Raw genomic sequence first — 267 nt, 5'->3', positions numbered from 1 at the left:
CACGACGAACAGGGCTACGGGCAGCGCGAGAAGGAAGGTGAACACGTCGATCCCGGCGCGCGACAGCCACGGGTCGTGCCGCCCCTTTTGCAGCGCGCCGAACACCGCGTGAAGCAGGGCCGCAGCAAGGGCGAGACCCATCGACAGGGTCAGCCCGGTCTGCGTGCCGTCGAGTGAGAGGAGCCAGTCGCTCACGATCCGTGCCTTCTTGCGGAGATGACCGAGATGTCACCCGCCCGCGCGGGAATGACAAGACAGACATGGCAG

Annotated in this window: 1 protein-coding gene; it reads right to left on the bottom strand. The window is 66.7% G+C overall.

Features of this window, described 5'->3' with window-relative positions; genetic code table 11:
* Positions 1-195: hypothetical protein (locus JI666_RS22100; protein ID WP_206895035.1), on the bottom strand; the 195-nt coding region annotated here is incomplete at its 3' end.
* Between the last annotated feature and the right edge of the window lie 72 nt (positions 196-267).

It is taken from the genome of Bacillus sp. NTK071 (assembly GCF_017303315.1).
Taxonomy (GTDB): Bacteria; Bacillota; Bacilli; order Bacillales; family Guptibacillaceae; genus Guptibacillus.
The sequence above is the reverse complement of the archived record's forward strand: the minus strand, read 5'-3'. Positions and strand labels throughout refer to the sequence as shown.